Source organism: Limnohabitans sp. (assembly GCF_040401495.1).
In the GTDB taxonomy this organism is placed as follows: Bacteria; Pseudomonadota; Gammaproteobacteria; order Burkholderiales; family Burkholderiaceae_C; genus Limnohabitans.
On record NZ_JBBAOI010000005.1, the window covers coordinates 91,582 to 108,146 of the forward strand.

Below are 16,565 nucleotides of genomic sequence, written 5' to 3' on the forward strand. Positions count from 1 at the left end.
CTTCTCCTAGCGAATTTGCATTCTATGCAAGAAGCTTCGGCCGTTGTGTCTTCTAGGCGCGATGGGGCGCACTCAAGGCCATAAACCAATTTGTGCGCTCATTCGCAAGGAAATGGTGGTTTTGCCGCTCTCTTGAGGGATGGGCACTACTGGGGCCGCGCTGTCTGCCATCGCGCGGGCTGAGGCCATGGCCATGCGCATCACAGGCATGGCTTGGTTTTGTTGGCTGAAGTTAAGGCTTTTAATTTCATGGCGGCTAAAGCCAAAGGCGGTGGTGAGGTCCTTTGCTTTGCGTTGAAAGTTGGCCGCCAAATCGTCAAGCAGCATTTTTTCAGTCAAGGCCACTTTTGAAGCCGAGAGTCGGTAGCTGACGTGGTTGATTTGCATCACGTCGGTCAATTCTGAGGCTAGCTGGCTTAAAGCGTTCAGGTTGGTGGAGGTGAGCTCAAGCGAGGCCTGTGCGCTCCACAGCTTGGTTTTGCCATTCGGGCCCCAAATCGGCGAGGTGCTGATGTGACGAACCTTGCGCTCAATGTCAGCGTGTTGTTTGCTGCGTTCGACGGCACTGGTCAGCTTGCTCAAAACCTCTTGGGAAATTTGGCTGGCATTGCTGCCGTCTTTGCTGATGGACAAAACCACCAACATTTCGTCGTTGTCGACCTCCATGCTGGCGTCGGCGTCAAACTGCGTCAGCACTTCAGCGCCATGGGCCAGCGAGACGCACAGCAAAAACATACACACAATGGATTGAAACGATTGCAGCATGGTGCTTGAAAAAAAATTCTTAAGAATTCAATATTAACCCAACACGTATTTAAAAACCACTACTTAGTCGCTGGCAACGCAATCCCTGGAAATATCTTAATCACCGCACTGTCGTCCTCTTTGGCAAAACCGGCGGTGCTGGCTTGCATGAACATTTGGTGCGCGGTGCTGGAAAGCGGCAGGGGAAATTTACTTGCCCGCGCCATGTCCAGTACCAACCCCAAATCTTTGACAAAAATATCCACCGCTGACAGCGGTGTGTAGTCGCCTGCGAGCACATGGGCCATGCGGTTTTCGAACATCCAACTGTTGCCCGCGCTGTGGGTGATGACTTCGTACAAAGCTGCGGGGTCCACACCCTCGCGCAAGCCCAGCGCCATGGCTTCGGCGGCGGCGGCAATGTGAACACCTGCCAGCAGTTGGTTGATGATCTTCACTTTGCTGCCCGCGCCTGCGCTGTCGCCAAGCTTGTAGACCTTGGCGGCCATGGCGTTCAACAAGGGCTCAGCCAGCGCGTAGGCGGCGGGTTTGGCCGCGGTCATCATGGTCATCTCCCCGCTGGCGGCTTTGGCCGCGCCGCCAGAGATGGGCGCGTCCACATACAGCAGACCTAAAGCCTTCAGCCGTGCCTCCAGCGCCACCGACCAATTGGGGTCCACGGTCGAGCACATCACAAACACGCTGTCTGCTGCCATGGTGGCGGCGGCGCCTTGCGGGCCAAACAGCACCTCCTCGGTTTGCGCGGCATTCACCACCACGCTGACGATGACTTGGCAGGACTTGCCAACTTCTGCGGGCGAGGCGCAAGCCACGCCGCCAAGTGCAGCAAACGCCTCGGCCACACCAGGGCGGGCGTCGCACACATGGACCTCGTAGCCAGCACGGCGCAAACTACCTGCCATACCTTGGCCCATGGCGCCTAAACCAACCACCCCCACCTGCTTGACCGTCTGCATCTGCCACTCCTGAAAACCCCAAGCGTAGCCGACTTGTGCCAGTGCTGAGAGAATGTGGGCAACCTCAGGGACAGTAAACATGGCGAATCGACTTACACAAATTGCCACGCGCACCGGCGACGATGGCACCACCGGCTTGGGCGACAACCGCCGTGTCAGCAAAAACAGCCTGCGTGTGCATGCCATGGGCGAGGTCGATGAACTCAATTCGCATATCGGAGTTTTGCTGTGCGAAGACATGCCAGAGTCGCTGCGTGAACTGCTCGTCGAGGTACAGCACCAGTTGTTTAACTTGGGGGGCGAGCTCAGCATCCCTGGCTTCGAATTGCTTAAAAACGAGGCGGTACTGGCCTTGGACCAAGCGTTGACCCACCACAATGAGTCCTTGCCCAAGTTACAGGAATTCATCTTGCCTGCGGGCAGTCGGGCCGCGTCGCTGGCCCATGTGTGCCGCACCGTGGCGCGTCGTGCCGAGCGTGCGGTGGTGGCCTTGGGCGCCGAAGAGGCGCTGAACGACACGCCGCGCCAGTACCTCAACCGTTTATCCGACCTGATGTTTGTGCTCGCACGCGTGCTCAATCGCATGAACGGCGGCGACGATGTGTATTGGAAAAGCCAGCGCTTGGCCGCGGCTGACAAGCCCTGAAAGCCAAACCTTGTTGACCGAACTCAGCCTGTTATTGGCCATGGCCAACCCCGCCTCCGCCGCCTGTACCCAAGCCGGCGGCAAGTTAGAGATGGTGCGCACAGACCGTGGCGAGCAAGGCCTGTGCACCCTGCCCTCAGGCGTGGTCTGCGAAGAGTGGGAGTTTTTCAGGGGGGAATGCCCGCCTAAGAAAAAGATCAAGGAAAGTGACGAACCAGCCAAAGGCAAAAAAAGCACTTAGGACGGTGGCGTTTCTTTCATGGCCAAAATCCAATCCACCAGCAAACGAATTTCTTCTTTGCTTAGGTTTAAAAACGCCGGCATGAGGCTGCGCCCGCCGCCGCCCCACACACCTTTGCCGCCATTGCGGATTTTTTCCGATAGGTAGGCCACTGCACCTGGGTCGCCGCGGTATTTTTCAGCAATTTTTTGGTAAGACGGCACCGACATGGTGTGTTGGTCAATGCTGTGGCAGCCAAGGCAGGCTTTTTCTTTGGCCAACCGAATCGCATCGTCTTGTGCAAATACCCACAAGGGGCTTAGGCAAAGACCCAGAATGGCGAGCTTGAGCATGGGAAAATTTCCTTAAAAAAGCAGAATAATCACACGCCCAGCCAAAACATAAAAACCTCACAAATTAAAAGCTTGAAAGCTCGCGGGGATTTAACGCGGTGCCAGCACCGACAGCGTCAGGCGAGAAACACAAGACGTGCGGCCTTGGTCATCGGTCATGTCAATTTGCCACACCTGCGTGCTGCGCCCTATGTGAACCGGCCGCGCAATGCCATTGACCCAACCCTCGGCGACACCGCGAATATGGTTGGCGTTGATGTCCAAGCCCACGATGCGGTGACCAATGGGCGTGCAATAGTCCGCGCCGCACGAACCCAGCGTTTCAGCCAGCATGACGCTGGATCCACCGTGGATCACGCCATAAGGTTGCTTGGTGCGTTCGTCCACCGGAATGCGCCCGCGTATGAAGTCAGGGCCAATTTCGAGGAACTCGATGCCCAGCCGCTCAGCGGCAGTGGCAATGTGGGTGGAGGTCAGTATCGCGGTGCTGATGGGCTTGGTCCAAATTGCCATGACAATGCGGGTCTCATTCAAAACAAAGCCTCATCTTAGTAGCCATGAACACCACTGCAAGCACCTCGCCACCCTTTGTGCCGCAAATACGCCTTTACCAACAATGGTTGGCCGAACATCGCCAGTTGCAGTTTGATGATTACCAAGCCCTGTGGCAGTGGTCGGTAACCCACCTCGAGGACTTTTGGCAATCGGCCTGGGACTACCTTGAACTTCAATCGCCCACGCCGCACAGCTGTGTACTCGAGCGCAATGTCATGCCGGGTGCGCGTTGGTTTGTGGGCGCGCAGGTGAACTATGCCCAGCAGGTGTTGCGCCATGTGGACGCCGCCCACGCGGCGGGCATGCCTGCCATCATCAGCAGCAACGAACGCGGTGAGCGTCGCGAGCTGTCATGGCCCGAATTGAAGCGCCAAGTCGCAGCGCTGGCCCTGCACTTGCAAGCGCAAGGCGTGCAGCCAGGTGACCGTGTGGCAGCGTACTTGCCCAATATTGCCCAAACCATGGTGGCGTTTTTGGCGGTGACCAGCATCGGCGGCATTTGGAGCGTGTGTGCGCCCGACATGGGCACCAATGCGGTGTTGGACCGCTTCAAACAAATCAGCCCCAAGGTGTTGATCGCCATCGATGGCGTCACCTATGGCGGTAAAGACTTGGAGCGCCATGCAGTGGTGAGTGAATTACGCGCCGCTTTGCCAAGCGTGTCGCATGTGGTGATTTACCGCAATTTGGGTGGCGTGCCCGTGCCAGACAACAGCAGCGACTGGGGCCAGATCATGCAGCGCAATGACGCGGCAACCCAAGCGTTTGAACCCCTGTGGATGCCGTTCAACCACCCGCTGTGGATTGTCTATTCCAGCGGCACCACCGGTTTGCCCAAGCCCTTGGTGCATGACCATGGCGGCACCATGCTCAACGGCATGGCACACAAAAACCTGCACTACGACGTGTCCTGCAGCTACGAGCCTAATTCGTGGGGCGAGAAGTTTTTGTGGTACTCCTCTACCGGCTGGGTGATGTGGAATGCCCAACTCAGCGGCTTGCTCAGCGGCACCACCTGCGTGATTTACGACGGCAACCCAGGCGGCTCCAAAGAGCGGCCCGATTGGGGGGTGTTGTGGCGCTACGCCGCCAAAGAGGGCGTGACGTTTTTTGGCGGCGGTGCGGCATTTTTTGCCAACTGCATGAAGACCGGTCTGGACTTATCGACCATCAAGGGCTTGCACACGGTGCGTGCCTTGGGCACCACCGGCTCGCCTTTGAGCGCCGAGGTACAGCAGTGGGGCACCACGCAGTTTCAACAGGTGTATGCCAAATCGGGGGTGAGCAAGCCCGATATTTGGTGGTGCAATATTTCTGGTGGTACCGATGCGGGTGCTTATGTAGGCGGCCACCGAGAGCTGCCCATGGTGGCGGGTGAAATGCAGTGCCGATTGTTGGGCGTGTCGGTGCATGCCTTCAACGAGCAGGGTCAACCGGTGATTGACGAGGTGGGCGAGTTGGTGGTGACCCAACCCCTGCCTTGCATGCCCCCCTTCTTTTGGGGCGACACCGAAAACCAGCGTTATTTGGGCAGCTACTTTGACACCTATCCGCCAGGTCTGGGTCGTCACCCCGCAGGCGGTGATTTACCCGCCGAAGCTGGCGCGGTATGGCGGCACGGCGACTGGCTCAAGATCACGCCCGAGGGCCGCGCCATCATTTATGGCCGCAGCGACGCCACCATCAATCGCCACGGTTTGCGCATGGGCACCAGCGAGCTGTACAGCGCCGTCGAAGCCCTGCCCGAGGTGATGGACAGCATGGTGGTGGACTTGGAGTACTTAGGCAAAGACAGTTACATGCCCTTGTTCGTGGTGCTGCGCGAAGGCCTGACCTTGGACGACGCTTTGCGCCAACGCTTGAGCGACGCGATCCGCACCGCGCTCAGCCCCCGCTTTGTCCCTGACGAGATGTTTAAAGTGGCTGAAATCCCCCGCACCTTGTCGGGGAAAAAACAAGAGCTGCCCATCAAAAAGCTGATGCTGGGCCAGCCCTTGGAAAAAGTGCTGAACAAAGACGCCATGGCCAACCCTGGTTGCTTGGACTGGTATGTGGAGATGGCGAAAAGGCATTTGGCGAGGGTTTGAGCGTCATTGCGAGGGGCTTTGCCCCGAAGCAATCTCTTTAAGCTATCGCGGCCCGCTCGGCCACCGCTCGCTTATGTAAATTTGGGTAACGGTATTTCACCTGAACTGTTAGTGAATTTTCACCGCTTAAAAATGCACATTCAAAAATCTCTCAATACATCTACTTTCCAAGCATCAGTCATTGCAGCTGTAATCGTTGCAATATTTGAACAACCAAGACCGTTTGCTACTTTAAGAAAGATATGAGGAGCATGAAGAGCTAAGTGAGGTTTTCTTGGTGCACCTAATTTTTTCATTTCTTCAAGCAGGTCTGCATCGGTTAGAAGGGTTTTTGCAAGCGAAGGACGAGCTCCAGATGAATTTAGCGCCCCATTTAGAACTGAATAGTGGAACCGTATAAGAGTTGATTCTTCTGAAAGTTTCAATAATTTCCTCTCTGGTTGCTGTAACGAATAGATCAATCGAAAGAGAATAAGTTAGAAAATCATTTTGGCTTTCTTCATCCAGCATGTCGAAGGTTTTGCCGGCCAATTTCGGAATAGTTGATTTTCTTGAAAATCAGATATTGCTGTGCCTTTTCAGGCCAAACTCGTTATAAACTGTCCTAGTCCTATTTTGGGACTAAAATTCACAGATGCACATCGTCGCCTTGCGAAATTTGGAAAGATTTTGGCAACAACCCAAAGGGAAGGCGGCAGAGGGCGCTCTGAAAGCTTGGTTCGCTGAAGCCAAAGCCGCTAAGTGGACCTCACCGCAAAATGTAAAGAAACAGTATGCAAATGCCAGCGTGATCGCAAACAACCGCATCGTTTTCAATATCAAAGGTAACGACTACCGATTGATTGTCGCCATTGCCTACAAGGCGCAATACATCTACGTGAAGTTCATCGGCACGCATGCTGAGTATGACAAAGTAGACGCAGCCTTTATCGACCAGTTCTCAGGAGAATGAAGATGGAAATCAAAGCGATTCGCACCGAACAAGACTATCTCGCGGCCTTGCGTGAGGTATCGGCCTTGATCGACTTCGACCCTTCATTAGATACGCCGGAAGGTGAGCGACTCGATGTGCTGGGCACACTGGTGCAGGCCTACGAAGCCAAGCATTACCCCATTGACCCACCCGACCCTATTGATGCGATCAAATTTCGAATGGAGCAGTCCAACATGACGGTGAAAGACTTGGTGCCCTACATTGGCCCGCTCAACCGTGTGTATGAGGTCTTGAACTACAAACGATCTTTGTCGCTGAACATGATTCGCCGCCTCAGCGATGGGTTGCATATTCCCGCAGAAGTGTTGATTCGTGAAACTGAGAGAGATGCTGCATAAAGTCAAGTATCTGCTGGGTCGCGACATGCCGGTCGGGCTAGCCGCGAACATCAGCGCGAAGCGGTGGTGAGAGGCGCCCGAGCCGGCGTGGTGCGGCCCACACAGAGATTGCTTCGGCACTTTGTGCCTCGCAATGACGACACCTCGCAAAGACGAGCCAACGTTTAACATAGCCGGCTAAGCACACAGCAGCCAAACGGAGCATTCATGGCCAAGACAGCCTTTCACTGGGACGATCCCTTTTTATTGCAGCAGCAGCTCACCGAAGACGAGCGCATGATCGAAGAGGCCGCCCGCGCCTACTGCCAAGACAAACTGCTGCCCCGCGTCACCGAAGCCTTTCGCCATGAAAAAACCGATGTCGCCATTTTTCGTGAAATGGGTGAACTCGGTTTGCTTGGCCCCACCATCCCCACCGAATACGGCGGCCCGGGCCTGAGCTACGTGGCCTATGGCCTGATCGCCCGCGAGGTCGAGCGCGTCGACTCTGGCTACCGCTCCATGATGAGCGTGCAGTCGTCCTTGGTGATGCTGCCCATTTTTGAATTCGGCACCGAAGGCCAGCGCCAAAAATACCTGCCCAAACTCGCCACCGGCGAGTGGATTGGCTGCTTTGGTTTGACCGAACCCGACCACGGCTCCGACCCCGCCAGCATGGCCAGTCGTGCGCACAAAACGTCAGGTGGTTATAAATTGAGTGGCAACAAAATGTGGATCTCCAACTCGCCCATCGCGGACGTGTTTGTGGTCTGGGCCAAAGAGGTGAGCGAGTCCGGCGCGGTCGGCCCCATCCGTGGCTTTGTGCTGGAAAAAGGCATGAAGGGTTTGAGCGCACCGGCCATCCACAGCAAAGTGGGTTTGCGCGCCTCCATCACCGGAGAGATCGTCATGGACGGCGTGTTTGTGCCCGAAGAAAACGCCTTCCCCGAGGTGCAGGGTTTGAAAGGCCCGTTCACCTGTTTGAACAGCGCCCGCTACGGCATTGCTTGGGGCGCTTTGGGTGCCGCCGAAGACTGCTTTCACCGCGCCCGCCAATACACCTTGGACCGCCAGCAGTTTGGCCGCCCACTGGCGGCCAACCAGCTCATCCAAAAGAAACTGGCCGACATGCAAACTGAAATTTCACTCGGCCTGCAAGGCTGTTTGCGCTTGGGCCGCATGAAAGACGAGGGCACAGCCAGCGTGGAAATCACCTCCATTTTGAAGCGCAATTCGTGTGGCAAAGCGCTGGACATTGCCCGCATGGCGCGCGACATGATGGGTGGCAACGGCATCAGCGACGAGTTTGGTGTGGCACGCCACTTGGTCAACTTGGAGGTGGTCAACACCTACGAGGGCACGCACGACATCCACGCCCTGATCTTGGGCCGCGCCATCACCGGCATTGCGGCGTTTGCCAACTGAAGCGCCTTTGAAAAAACAGCGCATCGTGGTGGGTTTGAGCGGCGGCGTGGACTCTGCTGTCACGGCGATGTTGCTGAAACAACAAGGCCACGAGGTGATCGGCATCTTCATGAAGAACTGGGAAGATGACGACGACGATGAATACTGCTCCACCAAACAAGATTTCGTTGACGCGGCCGCCGTGGCCGATGTGATCGGCATAGAGATAGAGCACGTCAACTTCGCGTCCGACTACAAAGACCGTGTGTTCGCCGAGTTCTTGCGTGAATACCAAGCGGGGCGCACGCCCAACCCCGACATCTTGTGTAACGCAGAAATCAAGTTCAAAGCATTTTTAGACCACGCCCTGCGCCTAGGGGCCGACAAGATCGCAACTGGCCACTATGCACGGGTGCGCCACAACCCGCAAACGGGTTTGCATGAGTTGCTCAAAGGCGTGGACGCCAGCAAGGACCAAAGCTATTTTTTGCATCGTTTGACGCAATCGCAGTTGTCTCAAACCTTGTTTCCTTTAGGAGAGATTGAAAAAACCGAGGTGCGCCGCTTGGCCGATGTTGCGGGTTTGCCCAATGCCCGCAAAAAAGACTCCACCGGTATTTGCTTTATCGGTGAGCGCCCCTTCAGAGAGTTTCTAAACCGCTACATCGCCAAAGCACCCGGCCCCATCAAGACCGATGCGGGGCGAAAAATTGGGCAGCACCAAGGCCTGAGTTTTTACACGCTGGGTCAGCGCCAAGGCTTGGGCATTGGCGGCCTCAAAGACAAAGGCGCGCAACGCGGCGGCGGTGACCATGCGCCTTGGTTTGTGGCACGCAAAGACATGGCGAACAACACGCTGTGGGTGGTGCAAGGCCACAACCATCCGTGGTTGTTGTCTACCCAACTTCAAGCCGATGACCTGAGTTGGATTGCTGGCGCACCTCCCGCTGCAGGCCGTTTTCATGCCAAAACCCGTTATCGCCAGCAAGACGCCCTTTGCGATCTGTCTTGGCCCCAAGCGAACATGCAGCTTGATTTTCCCCAGGCGCAGTGGGCGGTCACGCCTGGGCAATCTGCGGTCTTGTATGACGGTGAGGTGTGCTTAGGCGGCGGCGTGATCAGTAGCCGCGAAACCAATTAAATGAATATTATTTAATTATTTATATATTGCTAGATGTACACTCAAGGGCTATAAACCGTGGGAGTACACGCCATGAATCGACGCGATTTTCAAACGTCAAGCTTTTTTCACATGTTTACTTTGCTGGCGTGCTCTCAAGCCGCCCACGCCATCAGCTTGAAAGACATCACGGGCGAAGATGCTTCCTCGGGTTTGAAAGCCGCCTTGGAAAAAGGTGCAATCTCCGCGGTGGGTCTGCTTGGCGCCGCCGATGGTTTCATGGGCAACGACAAAGTCCGAATAGCCTTGCCTGGCTATTTGAACGACGCGGCCAGTTGGCTGAAAAAACTAGGGCAGGGCAAAAAAGTCGATGAATTGATTTTGGCCATGAACCGCGCTGCTGAAGGCGCTGTTCCTATGGCCAAAGACATGCTGGTGGACGCGGTGAAGTCCATGAGCGTGGCTGACGCCAAAACCATTTTGCAAGGCGGCAGCACCGCCGCCACCAGCTACTTCAGCAGCAAAACCCGCGAGCCTTTGGGACAAAAGTTTTTGCCGGTCATCACCCAAGCCACGTCCAAGGTGGGCTTGGTCGACAAGTACAACGCGGTGGCGGGCAAGGCTTCGAAGCTGGGCTTGGTCAAACCACAAGATGCATCCTTGGAGCATTATGTCAATGGCAAAGCTTTGGATGGTTTGTTTCTGATGATTGGCGAGGAAGAAAAGAAGATCCGCCAAGACCCGATTGGCTCGGGTAGCGCATTGCTTAGCAAAGTGTTTGGTGCTTTGAAATAAAGCGTGTAACAAAAAAGCCCCGACCAGCGGGGCTTTTGCAAGGAGCGAAGCGATTTAAGCCGCTGTCAGCCAGTAGCCGGCGTTAAAAGGACTGCTCATGCGCAAGGCCAAGGGCGACACGTCCACGAGTTTGTCGGTGGGCATTTTTTCGCCTTCGCCTAAATCGATGCCAGCGGTTTGCGTGGGATCAGCAGGGCGGTCCAAGGCGGCAGCGCGTGCAACCGAGAAAGAATAAAAGCAACGGAAAGAGATTTTGCGCTCAGCCCAGAACTCGGCGGCCTCGCGGAAAACGTCCAACAATTGTTCGCGGGCTTCTTTGTCAAATTTGGCATGTGCAGGAATATGTTCTAAAACCAGCACAAAACCAGGCTGCGCACCAGATTTGTGCAAAGCATCGCTCATGTGGTCGAACAAAGCGTCAAAGTTCTTGCTTGCCAAGGCTGGAAAAGTGAACTGCAAAGCAGTCATGTCCAAAATGTCTTGCTTGCTTTGGGCGTCAGCCAAATTGGCATACAAAAAGTGGTAACCCAGTTGAGCGGCCGAAGATTGCAGGTCTGCCACGCTGAACGCGCGGATAGACTGAACAATATTGGTTTTGACAGTACGAAGAGGCAGGTCAGTTGCCACAGCAATCCCTTAAGTTGAGTAGGGGGAGTAGGCACATCCCCCGAGTTAACCCGAATGTTTAAGCGGTGAATTATCCGCCAAGACGGACAAATTTGCAAGGATTGACAGACTTGGCTACAGCGTTAGAAGGGTTAAAAACCAAAACCAAGTTAGTGACCGCACTTGCTATACGCCTTATTTCATAGAGTTTATATCGGCAACCGTGATGGCTGTCATGTTCACAATTCTTCTCACCGTGGTGCTGGCTGTCAAAATTTGCACCGGTTTGGCCGCCCCCAAGAGCACGGGGCCAATGGCGATATTGCCGCCGGCCGCTGTTTTGAGCAGGTTGTAAGCAATATTGGCCGAGTCTAAATTAGGCAAAACCAGCAAATTCGCGTAGCTGTGCAAAGTCGTGGAGGGCATGAGGTTGCGCCGCGCCGGGGTATCGATAGCGACATCGCCATGCATTTCGCCATCAATTTCCAACCAAGGTGCTTTGGCTTGCACCAGCGCCAAGGTTTTGCGCATTTTGACGGCGCTTTCATGGTTGCTGCTGCCAAAGTTGGAGTGCGACAGCAAGGCAGCCTTGGGCACAACGCCAAAGCGCTTCATTTCTTCGGCGGCCATGATGGTGATTTCAGCTAACTGTTCTGCGCTGGGGTCGTAGTTGATGTGGGTGTCGACCAAAAACACTTGGCGGTCTGGCAGCAACAGGGCGTTCATACAGGCGTAGGTGCTGATGCCTTTGCGAAGACCAATCACTTGATCAATGTAGTGCAAATGAGCGTCAGGCGTGGTCCAGGTGCCGCAGATCAAGCCATCGACTTCACCTTTGTGAAGCATCATCGCGCCAATCAGCGTTAGGCGTCTGCGCATATCAATTTTCGCCAACTGAGTCGTCACACCTTTGCGGGCCGTGAGTTGGTGGTAGGTCTGCCAAAAGTCCTTGTAGCGATGGTCTTCTTCCACATTGACCACTTCGTAATCGACACCTTCAGTTAGACGCAAGCCAAAGCGCTCAATGCGCTGCGCGATGATGGCGGGGCGGCCAATCAAGGTGGGCTTGGCCAAGCCTTCGTCCAACACGATTTGCGCGGCGCGAAGTACGCGTTCGTCCTCCCCTTCTGCAAAGCAAATACGCTTTTTCAGGCCGCGTTTGGCGGCGGCGAAAATGGGCTTCATGGCTGAACCCGAGGCATAGACCAGCGATTGCAATTTTTCGCGGTAAGCGTCCATGTCGGTGATGGGGCGTTGCGCTACGCCGCTGGCTACCGCGGCTTGCACCACTGCGGGTGCGATCTTCATCATCAAGCGCGGGTCAAACGGTTTGGGAATCAGGTATTCGGGGCCAAACGCCAAGGTTTCACCCGCATACGCGGCGGCGACCACCTCACTTTGCTCGGCTTGCGCCAGTTCAGCAATGGCGTGTACCGCTGCAATTTCCATCTCCGAGGTGATGGTGGAGGCACCTGCGTCTAAAGCGCCACGGAAGATATAGGGGAAGCACAAAACATTGTTCACCTGATTGGGGTAGTCGGTGCGACCGGTGGCCATGATGGCATCGTCGCGCACTTTCAAAACCTCTTCGGGCAAGATCTCCGGCGTGGGGTTGGCCAGTGCCATGATCAGTGGTCGCGCCGCCATTTTTATCACCATCTCGGGCTTTAAAACGCCGCCCGCAGACAGGCCTAAAAACACATCTGCGCCAGCTATGACTTCGGCCAATGTGCGCTTATCGGTTTTTTGCACGAACTGGATTTTGTCTTCGTCCATCAATTCGGTGCGGCCTTCATAAACAACGCCAGCCAAGTCGGTGACCCAGATGTTTTTGCGTGGCATGCCCAGCTTGACCAACATGCCTAAACACGCCAGTGCTGCGGCACCAGCGCCTGACGCCACCAACTTCACTTTTGAAATGTCTTTGCCTACCACCTTCAAGCCATTCAAAATCGCCGCACCCACCACGATGGCGGTACCGTGTTGGTCGTCATGGAAGACGGGAATCTTCATGCGTTCGCGCAATTTGCGCTCGATGTAAAAACAATCGGGCGCTTTGATGTCTTCCAAATTGATGCCGCCAAAGGTGGGCTCAAGCGCAGCAATGATATCGACCAATTTGTCGGGGTCTTTTTCGTTGACTTCAATGTCAAACACATCGATGCCAGCGAACTTTTTGAACAAAACTCCTTTGCCTTCCATCACCGGTTTGGCCGCCAAGGGGCCGATGTCGCCCAAACCTAAAACCGCAGTGCCGTTGGTGATGACGGCGACCAAATTGCCTCGGCTGGTGTATTTGTAGGCGTTGTTAGGGTCTTTGACGATTTCTTCGCAAGGTGCGGCCACGCCGGGTGAATAGGCCAGCGACAAATCGTGTTGGTTCAGCAGCTGCTTGGTGGCTTGAATCGCCACTTTACCGGGGTTGGGAAACTCGTGGTACTCAAGGGCGGCGCGGCGCAATTCGGCGCGGGCTTGCACGCTGGTGTGGTCGGTGGGGGGGACGGGTGGGCTGGCCATGCATAACTCCAAGGGCCGCCAGAAGCAGAGTGCCTGGCAAGCCTTGCCGATTCTAGGCTTGAAGCGGTATCAGAATTTGTAGGTGTACTCGGCGATCAAGGCATCGCTGTCACGCTTGCGGGTTTGCACATTCCATGCTCGCACAAAGCGAAACTCAATTTCATGGTGGGCGTCAAAGTCGTAGCTAGGGCCAAAACGAAATTTGTTCATGTCATGGCCAACCGTGCCGTCCAAGGTGCGTTGAAAACGCAAGCCCGCCATGAGGCCAAAAGCGCCGCGCTCGAAATGGATACCCGTGTCGACGTAGGTGTAGTTGAAGTTCTCAAACGTCGTGAGTTCTCGCCCCACCAAACCACGCACAAACAGCGCCCAAGACTCGTCAAGTTCAAAGTTTTTCCTCAAGCGCAAGGCCAGTTTTTTGACGTGGGTTTTTTCGTTCACGCCGTCTTCGATATTGTTTTCACGTTCACCTTCAATCAAGATGTCCACTTTGCTGATAAAGCCGTCTTCAAAGCTTAAAGCCGGCACCAAGGTGAGCGAATTGGCATGACCTGCACCGAAAGCCATTTTTTGGTGCTCGAATTCCAAGCCCAGCGAGGGCTTGCCGCCCCACAGTTCGGTATCAGCCCAAACAGGGTGCAGCAGTAAGAAGGGCAGCAGGGCGCCAAGGAAAAAGTGACTTAGACGAGGAAAAGTAGTCATAAAGCATCGGGAAATTTTCCCGATCATACGCCCAGGCGCCACATGAGGCGCCCAAAACTACTTTGCCATCAGGTCTTCTATCGCATCCACTTCAACGGGCACATCGCGGCTGATCAACTCGCAGCCGGTGGCGGTGACGATGGCGTCGTCTTCAATGCGAATGCCGATGTTCCAAAAAGCTTTGGGCACGTCGTTCGAGGGTCGTACATACAGGCCAGGTTCGAGCGTGAGCACCATGCCGGGATGCAAGACGCGGCTGGGGCGGGCTTGCACCATCAAGCCAGTGAGCGGATCGGCTTTGGCGGAGGCTGTGTTGGCCTCGCCAGGTTCCACATAGCTGCCGCAGTCGTGCACATCCATGCCTAGCCAATGGCTGGTGCGGTGCATATAAAAAGGAAAATAGGCTTTCTTCTCCAGCACATCGTCCAAACTGCCGTGCTTGGCAAGCGTGAGCAACCCCAAGTCCAGCAAGCCTTGCGACAAAACGCGTAACGCGGCCTCATGCGGGTCGTTGAAACGCGCACCCGTCTTGGTGGCCGCAACAGATGCGTGTTGTGCGGCCAGCACCACTTGGTAGAGGTCTTTTTGTGGGCCACTGAATTTACCGTTGGCAGGAAAGGTGCGGGTGATGTCGGAGGCATAGCCATCTAACTCGCAACCCGCGTCAATCAACACCAACTCGCCGTTACGAATCGGCGCGGTGTCGGCTCGGTAGTGAAGAACACAGGCGTTGGCACCCGCGGCGACGATGGAGGTGTAGGCCGGAAATTGCGAGCCGTGCTGGCGAAACTCGTGCAGCAACTCTGCCTCCAAATGGTATTCACGCACATCCTGACCAGCGCGCAACATGCGGGCGCTGGTTTGCATGGCGCGTACATGGGCATGGGCGCTGATGCGGGCAGCGCGGCGCATGGCGTCTTGCTCGTGCGCGTCTTTCACCAAGCGCATCTCGTCCAACAAATTGCACAGGTCTTGTTGCGCCCAAGGGCAAGACACACCCATGCGGACACGGGCGCGTACTTTAGTGAGCCAGCCGTCTACTTGCGCAGTCAAACCCTCGTGGGTGGCAAAGGGGAACCAGACGGTGGTTTGGTTTTCCAGCAACTTCGGGATTTCTTTATCGAGTTCACTCACCGAATATGCTTGGCTCACGCCCAAAGCAACAGGGGCGGCCTCAGGCCCCAAGCGGATGCCATCCCAAATCTCGCGCTCCAAATCTTTAGGCTTGCAAAACAAGGTGCTGTGGCCGTTGGCCGCAATGACCAACCAAGCGTTGGGCTCGGTAAAACCGGTCAGGTAATAAAAGTAGCTGTCATGACGGTAAGGGAAATCGCTGTCGCGGTTGCGGGCACGCTCCGGCGCGGTGGGGATGATGGCGACACCGCCAGCGCCCTTTTCACTGATGAGGGCGGCCAAAGCGGCTCGGCGTTGCGCGTAAATGGAAGTCATGGTGGGATTGTAGGAGGGGGTCCTTGCTCAGATGCTCAGGGGGTTATGGTTGGCCATGGCTTGGCGAATAGATGCTTGTGATGACATGGATAAAGCTTATATACGTATTAGGGGTTTGACACTTGCGCACGCAACTCCAACCCCAATGCGTTCATGACTTTCAAGATGGTGTCGAAACTGGGTGAACGTTCACCCGACAGCGCTTTGTAAAGGCTTTCGCGTGAAAGCCCTGCGTCCTTCGCCACTTGGCTCATACCCTTGGCGCGATCGATGTCCCGCCTGTCAAGCGGGTTGCTGTTTATTCAATTGCTCCAAACGCTCAGGCGTGCCCACATCGACCCACAGGCCTTCATACAGAGTGGCGCTGACCAAACCTTGGTCCATGGCGGCTCTGAGCATCGCGGCCAACGGTGCTTTCACGCCCTCGGGGTTGCCAGCGGGAATAGGGCACCAAGCTGCTTCGAAGAAAGCGCGTTTGTAAAGCGCGATGGTGCTGAAGGTGAAAAGCGCTGGGGCGGCAAAAGCAGGGGGTGTTGAGCCTTGAGCCGGATGGGCTTTAGGCAGATTGAGCGCCAAACCATCAGCCGACAAACCAAAGTCACCCCCGGCGTTGTGCTCGGGGTTGGGCACCAGCCAAATGTGCGCCAGATGTGGGCAGGCTTTGAAGCGCTCACAAGCCTCAGCAGAAAACGCAAAGTCGGGTGCGAACACATCGCCTGCCGCCACCCAAAACACATCTGCTAACTGGGGCAAGGCCCGCACAATGCCGCCTGCCGTCTCCAGTGCGCCGCCAAAATCGTGGCCCTCGTGGGAGTAAGACAAGCAGAGCGCCGCATTGTCGGGCGCCACAAACTGTTCACCAAAGTAAGCCGGAATTTGCTCGCCCAGCCACGCGGTGTTGATCATCACACGCCCCACTCCACCTGCTGCCAAGGCTTGCAAGGGGTACCAAAGCAAAGGCTTTTCCTGGACTTTCAGCAAGGGTTTGGGCGTGGTGTCGGTGAGCGGGCGCATGCGCTCGCCGCGACCTGCAGCCAGCAGCATGGCTTGGGCGCGCAAGTTCAAGTCAACCATGGGAT

17 protein-coding genes and 2 pseudogenes are annotated in these 16,565 nt (G+C 55.7%); 8 read left to right on the plus strand and 11 right to left on the minus strand.

Annotation, left to right across the window (positions count from 1 at the left end; genetic code table 11):
• Nucleotides 1-72 precede the first annotated feature (72 nt).
• Nucleotides 73-765 carry an SIMPL domain-containing protein gene (locus AC9UEO_RS05500; RefSeq protein ID WP_509530825.1) on the minus strand — a complete coding sequence of 231 codons (693 nt, stop codon included), beginning with the start codon at nucleotides 763-765 and terminating at the stop codon, nucleotides 73-75.
• Nucleotides 766-824: 59 nt separating this feature from the next.
• The gene (gene ltnD / locus AC9UEO_RS05505) at nucleotides 825-1,721 is read right to left on the minus strand and encodes an L-threonate dehydrogenase (RefSeq protein ID WP_509530952.1); all 897 of its coding nucleotides are present in this window, start codon (nucleotides 1,719-1,721) and stop codon (nucleotides 825-827) included.
• A gap of 79 nt (nucleotides 1,722-1,800) precedes the next feature.
• Between ltnD and AC9UEO_RS05510 the strand changes: the two genes are divergently transcribed.
• Nucleotides 1,801-2,367: a cob(I)yrinic acid a,c-diamide adenosyltransferase gene (locus tag AC9UEO_RS05510; protein WP_509530827.1), complete on the plus strand. Its 567-nt coding sequence runs from the start codon at nucleotides 1,801-1,803 to the stop codon at nucleotides 2,365-2,367.
• Between the two features lie 10 nt (nucleotides 2,368-2,377).
• Nucleotides 2,378-2,608 carry a putative hemolysin gene (locus AC9UEO_RS05515; protein ID WP_509530828.1) on the plus strand — a complete coding sequence of 77 codons (231 nt, stop codon included), beginning with the start codon at nucleotides 2,378-2,380 and terminating at the stop codon, nucleotides 2,606-2,608.
• On the opposite strand, the gene AC9UEO_RS05520 is transcribed toward AC9UEO_RS05515, so the two are convergent.
• Both AC9UEO_RS05520 and AC9UEO_RS05525 read right to left on the minus strand, forming a co-directional pair.
• Nucleotides 2,605-2,940: a c-type cytochrome gene (locus AC9UEO_RS05520; RefSeq protein ID WP_509530830.1), complete on the minus strand. Its 336-nt coding sequence runs from the start codon at nucleotides 2,938-2,940 to the stop codon at nucleotides 2,605-2,607. The genes AC9UEO_RS05515 and AC9UEO_RS05520 overlap by 4 nt on opposite strands.
• A gap of 90 nt (nucleotides 2,941-3,030) precedes the next feature.
• Entirely contained in the window at nucleotides 3,031-3,453 is a 423-nt protein-coding gene (locus AC9UEO_RS05525; RefSeq protein WP_509530954.1) for a hotdog fold thioesterase, read from the minus strand.
• Between the two features lie 44 nt (nucleotides 3,454-3,497).
• Between AC9UEO_RS05525 and AC9UEO_RS05530 the strand changes: the two genes are divergently transcribed.
• A complete protein-coding gene (locus tag AC9UEO_RS05530; protein WP_509530832.1) occupies nucleotides 3,498-5,582 on the plus strand; it encodes an acetoacetate--CoA ligase in 2,085 nt (694 codons plus the stop codon).
• 140 nt (nucleotides 5,583-5,722) lie between these two features.
• On the opposite strand, the gene AC9UEO_RS05535 is transcribed toward AC9UEO_RS05530, so the two are convergent.
• Nucleotides 5,723-6,007 carry a hypothetical protein gene (locus tag AC9UEO_RS05535; RefSeq protein WP_509530834.1) on the minus strand — a complete coding sequence of 95 codons (285 nt, stop codon included), beginning with the start codon at nucleotides 6,005-6,007 and terminating at the stop codon, nucleotides 5,723-5,725.
• A 209-nt stretch (nucleotides 6,008-6,216) separates the two neighbouring features.
• On the opposite strand from AC9UEO_RS05535, the gene AC9UEO_RS05540 reads away from it, so the two are divergent.
• The 5 genes from AC9UEO_RS05540 to AC9UEO_RS05560 all read left to right on the plus strand — a co-directional run bounded on the left by AC9UEO_RS05540 (nucleotide 6,217) and on the right by AC9UEO_RS05560 (nucleotide 10,212).
• Complete coding sequence (locus AC9UEO_RS05540; RefSeq protein ID WP_509530836.1) at nucleotides 6,217-6,534, plus strand: type II toxin-antitoxin system HigB family toxin; 318 nt, start codon at nucleotides 6,217-6,219, stop codon at nucleotides 6,532-6,534.
• Between the two features lie 2 nt (nucleotides 6,535-6,536).
• Nucleotides 6,537-6,914, plus strand: a complete 378-nt coding sequence (locus AC9UEO_RS05545; protein WP_509530838.1) for a helix-turn-helix domain-containing protein — start codon at nucleotides 6,537-6,539, stop codon at nucleotides 6,912-6,914.
• A 207-nt stretch (nucleotides 6,915-7,121) separates the two neighbouring features.
• Nucleotides 7,122-8,318 carry an acyl-CoA dehydrogenase gene (locus AC9UEO_RS05550; protein WP_509530840.1) on the plus strand — a complete coding sequence of 399 codons (1,197 nt, stop codon included), beginning with the start codon at nucleotides 7,122-7,124 and terminating at the stop codon, nucleotides 8,316-8,318.
• 7 nt (nucleotides 8,319-8,325) lie between these two features.
• The gene (gene mnmA / locus AC9UEO_RS05555) at nucleotides 8,326-9,438 is read left to right on the plus strand and encodes a tRNA 2-thiouridine(34) synthase MnmA (protein WP_509530842.1); all 1,113 of its coding nucleotides are present in this window, start codon (nucleotides 8,326-8,328) and stop codon (nucleotides 9,436-9,438) included.
• 72 nt (nucleotides 9,439-9,510) lie between these two features.
• Nucleotides 9,511-10,212: a DUF4197 domain-containing protein gene (locus tag AC9UEO_RS05560; protein ID WP_509530844.1), complete on the plus strand. Its 702-nt coding sequence runs from the start codon at nucleotides 9,511-9,513 to the stop codon at nucleotides 10,210-10,212.
• A 225-nt stretch (nucleotides 10,213-10,437) separates the two neighbouring features.
• Here the strand turns inward: AC9UEO_RS05560 and AC9UEO_RS05565 are convergent.
• The 6 genes and pseudogenes from AC9UEO_RS05565 to AC9UEO_RS05590 all read right to left on the minus strand — a co-directional run.
• Nucleotides 10,438-10,845: pseudogene (locus AC9UEO_RS05565) on the minus strand (barstar family protein); the annotation flags it as partial.
• A 168-nt stretch (nucleotides 10,846-11,013) separates the two neighbouring features.
• Nucleotides 11,014-13,335, minus strand: coding sequence for an NADP-dependent malic enzyme (locus AC9UEO_RS05570; protein ID WP_509530846.1), 2,322 nt, complete (start codon nucleotides 13,333-13,335; stop codon nucleotides 11,014-11,016).
• Nucleotides 13,336-13,404: 69 nt separating this feature from the next.
• The gene (locus AC9UEO_RS05575) at nucleotides 13,405-14,037 is read right to left on the minus strand and encodes a hypothetical protein (RefSeq protein ID WP_509530848.1); all 633 of its coding nucleotides are present in this window, start codon (nucleotides 14,035-14,037) and stop codon (nucleotides 13,405-13,407) included.
• A gap of 57 nt (nucleotides 14,038-14,094) precedes the next feature.
• Complete coding sequence (locus AC9UEO_RS05580) at nucleotides 14,095-15,486, minus strand: aminopeptidase P N-terminal domain-containing protein (protein ID WP_509530850.1); 1,392 nt, start codon at nucleotides 15,484-15,486, stop codon at nucleotides 14,095-14,097.
• 107 nt (nucleotides 15,487-15,593) lie between these two features.
• A pseudogene (locus AC9UEO_RS05585) lies at nucleotides 15,594-15,761 on the minus strand (addiction module antidote protein); the annotation flags it as partial.
• Nucleotides 15,762-15,768: 7 nt separating this feature from the next.
• Nucleotides 15,769-16,560: a nucleotidyltransferase family protein gene (locus tag AC9UEO_RS05590; protein WP_509530852.1), complete on the minus strand. Its 792-nt coding sequence runs from the start codon at nucleotides 16,558-16,560 to the stop codon at nucleotides 15,769-15,771.
• Nucleotides 16,561-16,565 lie beyond the last annotated feature (5 nt).